7 protein-coding genes and 1 other RNA gene are annotated in these 5,168 nt (G+C 45.4%); 7 read left to right on the top strand and 1 reads right to left on the bottom strand.

Annotated features, from left to right (window positions below):
- Positions 1-76 precede the first annotated feature (76 nt).
- Entirely contained in the window at positions 77-643 is a 567-nt protein-coding gene (locus tag BBA02S_RS19465) for a cysteine hydrolase family protein (RefSeq protein ID WP_041102120.1), read from the bottom strand.
- Between the two features lie 63 nt (positions 644-706).
- Between BBA02S_RS19465 and tadA the strand changes: the two genes are divergently transcribed.
- The 7 genes from tadA (at position 707) to BBA02S_RS19500 (ending at position 4,944) form a co-directional block, all read left to right on the top strand.
- Positions 707-1,225, top strand: coding sequence for a tRNA adenosine(34) deaminase TadA (gene tadA / locus BBA02S_RS19470; protein WP_041102122.1), 519 nt, complete (start codon positions 707-709; stop codon positions 1,223-1,225).
- 128 nt (positions 1,226-1,353) lie between these two features.
- Positions 1,354-1,619: signal recognition particle sRNA large type (gene ffs / locus BBA02S_RS19475), an RNA gene on the top strand.
- A 134-nt stretch (positions 1,620-1,753) separates the two neighbouring features.
- A complete protein-coding gene (dnaX, locus tag BBA02S_RS19480; protein WP_041102124.1) occupies positions 1,754-3,445 on the top strand; it encodes a DNA polymerase III subunit gamma/tau in 1,692 nt (563 codons plus the stop codon).
- Between the two features lie 21 nt (positions 3,446-3,466).
- On the top strand, positions 3,467-3,781 hold the full coding sequence (locus tag BBA02S_RS19485) for a YbaB/EbfC family nucleoid-associated protein (protein WP_041102126.1): 315 nt from the start codon (positions 3,467-3,469) through the stop codon (positions 3,779-3,781).
- Positions 3,782-3,796: 15 nt separating this feature from the next.
- Positions 3,797-4,393: a recombination mediator RecR gene (recR, locus tag BBA02S_RS19490; protein ID WP_041102128.1), complete on the top strand. Its 597-nt coding sequence runs from the start codon at positions 3,797-3,799 to the stop codon at positions 4,391-4,393.
- A gap of 6 nt (positions 4,394-4,399) precedes the next feature.
- Positions 4,400-4,618, top strand: coding sequence for a YaaL family protein (locus BBA02S_RS19495; protein ID WP_041102130.1), 219 nt, complete (start codon positions 4,400-4,402; stop codon positions 4,616-4,618).
- A 59-nt stretch (positions 4,619-4,677) separates the two neighbouring features.
- Positions 4,678-4,944, top strand: coding sequence for a pro-sigmaK processing inhibitor BofA family protein (locus BBA02S_RS19500; protein ID WP_041102132.1), 267 nt, complete (start codon positions 4,678-4,680; stop codon positions 4,942-4,944).
- Positions 4,945-5,168 lie beyond the last annotated feature (224 nt).

Genomic DNA, 5,168 nt, shown 5'->3' on the forward strand with positions numbered 1-5,168 from the left:
TTATTGATAACAAGCGCATAAATTGGAGATAATGAAGTCCGCTGCTTTTAAGCAGCGGATTTTTTTCTGCATGCTGTTAACTGTGTGCGTCATACTCTTTGATAAACTGATCTGTATTCTTTGTTTCCGCCTTTAAGACTGTTTGCATCATTTCTAAAGCATAATGATTATCTTTTTCTGTTTCCGAAGCAATGGCATCTGCCGGAATATAAATCGAATAATCCCTCATATACGCATCATTGGCTGTAAAAAATACACATATGTTTCCGGCCACGCCGGTAATGATAACAGAGTCTACGCCCAGCTGGTGCAAAAGAGTGTTCAAACCTGTCCCATAAAATCCGGAATGCTTCGGTTTAATTAGGAAATAGTCATCGGGATCAGGCTTAATCTGTTGTATAATAGGCTCGCTGCGTTCATTGAGGGCGCGCCCCATCACTGTATTTAAATCAGCTTTCCAAAGGCCGTAATGATCATTTACATAAATCACAGGAATTTGCTGCTGTTGGCAAAACCTTTTTAGCTTTATGATAGAAGGGCAAATATCCATTGTATTGGCAGCGAGCATGTCTCCCCGGGGAAAGTGGAAGTCGTTCATTAAATCAATGATTAATAATGCGTAATTTTTGGTTGAATTCGCCATGCAGAGTTCCTCCTTTTCTATATCGTCACTTTTACCCCATTTCATGAAAAAGGAGTCGGATGGATGAAAAAAAATGATGAATTTTATATGAGCCTTGCCATCGAACAAGCCAAAAAAGCTGAAGCGCTTGGAGAAGTGCCGATTGGAGCGGTCATTGTAGTAAATGGCGAAGTGATTGCTTCCGCTTATAATTTGCGGGAGACGACCCAAAACGCTGTTACGCACGCGGAGCTTTTGGCGATTGAAAAAGCCTGTCAAAAAACGGGGTCCTGGCGCCTGGAGCAAGCAGACTTGTATGTGACCCTTGAGCCGTGTCCGATGTGCAGCGGGGCCATTCTTTTGTCGCGCATTGAACGGGTGGTTTACGGAGCGAAAGACCCGAAAGCCGGCTGTGCCGGCACCTTAATGAATTTATTGGAAGACAGCCGGTTTAATCACCAGGCTGAAGTAGTGTCAGGAGTGCTTGAAGAAAAGTGCGGAAGTATGCTGACGGAATTTTTTCGGGAGCTCCGGAAAAAGAAGAAAGCAGCAAAAAAAGAAAAAAGTCTACATGAACAGCAAGCAGTCGAAGGGGAAGAGTAAATAATAGCCAATTTCTATGCTTTGCAGAGTAGATATTGCTTTTTTTGATTGAAAGGAGTATAATATATTTTGTGTCAGGTGAATGAGAAAACCACCTTTGGCACATCAACTATATGGTATCAATCTTGCCGTGCTAGGTGGGGAGGTAGCGGTGCCCTGTACCCGCAATCCGCTCTAGCGGGACTGAATCCCTTCCCGAGGCTTTCTATACTGTAGGGTCTGCCTTAAGTAAGTGGTGTTGACATTCGGGTCCTGCGCAATGGGAACCCATGAACCATGTCAGGTCCGGAAGGAAGCAGCATTAAGTGGACTCTCTCATGTGCCGCAGGGCAGCCTGGATCGAGCTAACTGCTTAAGTAACGCTTATGGTTAGAAGTCGACGGAAGGTGCACGGCAGTTAAAAATTTAACTAATCAAATGAAACAACTCATCCATTTCGGGTGAGTTTTTTTATGAGAACTTTGAAAAAGCAAATTCGGATAAGGTATAATACTATGTATGGAAAAAGCGGAAAAAAGGAGGGAGAAAATGAGCTACCAAGCGTTATATCGTGTATGGCGGCCGCAAAGTTTTGCTGATGTTGTCGGACAAGAACATATCACTAAAACCTTGCAAAATGCCCTCCTGCAGCAAAAAATATCGCACGCTTATTTATTTTCGGGTCCGCGGGGGACCGGCAAAACAAGCGCGGCTAAAATCCTGGCAAAAGCGGTGAACTGCGAGCAGGCGCCAGCGGCAGAACCTTGCAATGAGTGCGCCTCTTGCCGCGGAATCACGGATGGTTCCATTCAGGATGTCATTGAAATTGATGCCGCCTCCAATAACGGCGTAGATGAAATCCGCGATATTCGCGATAAAGTAAAGTATGCACCGAGCTCGGTGAAATACAAGGTGTATATTATAGATGAAGTTCATATGCTTTCTACGGGAGCTTTCAATGCGCTCTTAAAGACGCTGGAAGAGCCGCCGGGGCATGTTATCTTTATCCTGGCAACAACCGAACCGCACAAATTGCCGCTCACTATTATTTCCCGATGCCAGCGCTTTGACTTTAAACGGATTACCGCTCAGGCAATCGTCGGCCGTATGGGACGAATCCTGGCGGAGAGCGGACAGGCATACGAGGAAAAAGCCCTGCCGATCATTGCTCGGGCAGCAGAAGGCGGAATGAGGGATGCTCTCAGTCTGCTGGATCAAGCGCTGTCCTACAGCGACGCCCAGTTAACAGAAGAAGATGCCTTAACAGTTACCGGCGCAGTGGGACAGGGAATGCTGAATGAACTGGCTGAAGCGATCTGGGAGAAAGATGCCGCTTCAGCTCTGGCTGCTTTAGAAAAATTGTTAATGCAAGGGAAAGATCCTGCCCGCTTCGCTGAAGATTTTGTACTTTACTTCCGGGATATGCTGCTTTACAAAACAGCTCCTAATCTGGAAGAGTCGCTTTCCCGTGTCATGGTCGATGAGGCGTTCGCTTCTATCGTCGACAAGATGGAGCTGGAAAGTATATATGAATACATTCATATATTGAATGAGACGCAGCAAGAGATGAGATTCAGCAATCATGCCAGGATTTATTTGGAAGTAGCCCTTGTCAAGATGTGCCAGCGGCGTGCGCCGGCACAGGCAGCAGAGCTGCCGGAAATTCAAGGGCTCATCGGCAGAATTCAGGCTCTTGAAAAAGAGATCCAGCAATTAAGAAGCCAGCCTGTCCATCAGGGGGAACAAGCCGAGGCACAAGGGCCTGCCCGCCGGCCAAGCCGTTCTTCCAACGGCTTTAAAGCGCCTGTTGCCAAAATTGAAAAAGTGCTGTCTGAGGCAACTAAACAGGATATCCAGCTCATTAAGAGCCGCTGGGCAGAGATGCTCGATATTTTGGGCCAGCGGCAAATGCGTTCACAAGCAGCTTTGCTTAACGATGCCGAGCCGGTAGCTGCCTCTCAGGGGACTTTCGTGTTAAAGTTTAAATATGAAATTCATTGCCAAATGGCGTCTGAAAATAAGCGCTTTATTGATTCTATCTCTGCTGTGCTTCAAGAACTGACAGAGCGATTATATCAGGTTGTTTGCGTGCCGGAAGACGCGTGGCTTGCTATCAGGCAGAATTTTATTAAAACCCAGAAAACAGACAGCGGTGAACAAGAAGCCGAGCAGTCAGAGGACCCTTTGATTGCTGAGGCATTAAAGCTCGTCGGAGAAGACCTGCTTGAAGTGAAAGATTAATAAAACTGGAGGATGATGAACATGCGTGGAATGGGAAATATGCAAAATATGATGAAACAAATGCAAAAAATGCAAAAGAAAATGGCCGAGGCGCAAGAAGAGCTTGCTGTAAAGGAATTTGAAGGCACAGCAGGCGGCGGAATGGTCACAGTGAAAATCTCAGGCCAAAAAGAAGTAGTGGATGTTTTGATTAAAGAGGAAGCAGTCGATCCCGACGATGTAGAAATGCTCCAAGACTTGGTTCTTGCAGCCACAAATGATGCCCTCAAAAAAGTGGATGAAGAAACAAACAAGACAATGGGCCAATTTACAAAAGGGATGAACCTTCCTTTCTAGGAGGTTTGACAAACAATGTATTATCCTGAACCGATTACCAAGCTGATAGACAGCTTTATGAAACTGCCAGGCATCGGGCCGAAAACAGCGGCCCGTCTGGCATTTTTTGTCTTAGATATGAAGGAAGAGGATGTTCTGGATTTTGCGAAAGCCTTGGTAAATGCTAAACGGGATCTAAGCTACTGTTCGGTATGCGGGCATATTACCGACCAGGACCCTTGTGCCATTTGCGAAGATCAACGGCGTGATCGCAGTGTCGTTTGTGTTGTTCAAGATCCGAAAGATGTTATTGCCATGGAAAAAATGAAGGAATATAACGGCCTTTATCACGTATTGCATGGCGCAATTTCGCCTATGGAAGGGATTGGCCCCGAAGATATTAATGTGCCAGACCTTTTAAAGAGACTGCAGGATGAAGCGATTCATGAAGTGATCTTGGCGACAAACCCCAATATTGAAGGGGAAGCAACAGCGATGTATATCTCCCGGCTGCTGAAGCCGTCCGGCATCCGGGTGACTCGTATTGCCCATGGGCTGCCGGTTGGCGGTGACTTGGAATATGCGGATGAAGTGACCTTGTCGAAAGCACTTGAAGGCAGAAGGGAAGTATAAAAAAGAATGTTTTTTCGAAAAAAAGCCAAGCTGCATGCTGCTTACAATACCCAATTGATTCAACTGCTGGAACAGTCGAGACAAGAATGGTTTAAGCACCGCGAATTGCTGCGCTTGAGCTTTGAGCCGAATGAAGAGCTTGCTGCTCAAACTAAAATGTATGAAGCCCGGTACTTCTTTCTATTTAGAGAAGCAAGAAAAAGAAACATTAGCATAAAACAGTAAGTCTCTTCATATTCTTGAAATGTGGACAAACTTCATTGAGAGAATAGGAGAGGGGTTCTGTGTACATTGCCGGGGGCGTACTTCTTTTTATCTTGCTGATCAGTTTGATAGCGAGTATGTCATCACCTGCATCGCCGCTAAAGTTAATAGGGGTGTTGTTTGTGAAGCTGGCGGCAGGTGCATGCTTTCTCTTTTTGCTGAATTCATTCAGCGGAGACTATGGCTTGCACGTGCCGATCAATTTTGTTACTTCTGCAATTGCCGGCATTCTAGGCATTGCAGGTGTCGTATCCTTGGCTGTCATGCAGCTGTGGATCATTGGGTAAGCAGCGCGGATCGAAGCCGCGCTGCTTTTTAGTATGTCCCTTTGAGCAGCTGTCCTTAAGTGCAAGGTTGATACAGAAAGCTTTCATCAATAATTTTTTAAAAAAGTATTGACGGCTTTTAGCTGGCTTGGTATATTAGAAAACGTTGCTGAAGAAAATAAACAGCTTATGAAAAAACAAAAAAAGTTGTTGACTTTCTATCGGAAACTTGATAAGATAATAAA

This window comes from Bacillus badius NBRC 15713 (assembly GCF_001591605.1).
Classification (GTDB): Bacteria; Bacillota; Bacilli; order Bacillales; family Domibacillaceae; genus Pseudobacillus; species Pseudobacillus badius.

What these genes read in the sequence shown, in the direction of transcription:
- tadA (WP_041102122.1), top strand. Translation starts at nt 707, where the DNA reads ATGAAAAAAAATGATGAATTTTATATGAGCCTTGCCATCGAACAAGCC.
- BBA02S_RS19485 (WP_041102126.1), top strand. Translation starts at nt 3,467, where the DNA reads ATGCGTGGAATGGGAAATATGCAAAATATGATGAAACAAATGCAAAAA.
- recR (WP_041102128.1), top strand. Translation starts at nt 3,797, where the DNA reads ATGTATTATCCTGAACCGATTACCAAGCTGATAGACAGCTTTATGAAA.
- dnaX (WP_041102124.1), top strand. Translation starts at nt 1,754, where the DNA reads ATGAGCTACCAAGCGTTATATCGTGTATGGCGGCCGCAAAGTTTTGCT.
- BBA02S_RS19495 (WP_041102130.1), top strand. Translation starts at nt 4,400, where the DNA reads ATGTTTTTTCGAAAAAAAGCCAAGCTGCATGCTGCTTACAATACCCAA.
- BBA02S_RS19465 (WP_041102120.1), bottom strand. Translation starts at nt 643, where the DNA reads ATGGCGAATTCAACCAAAAATTACGCATTATTAATCATTGATTTAATG.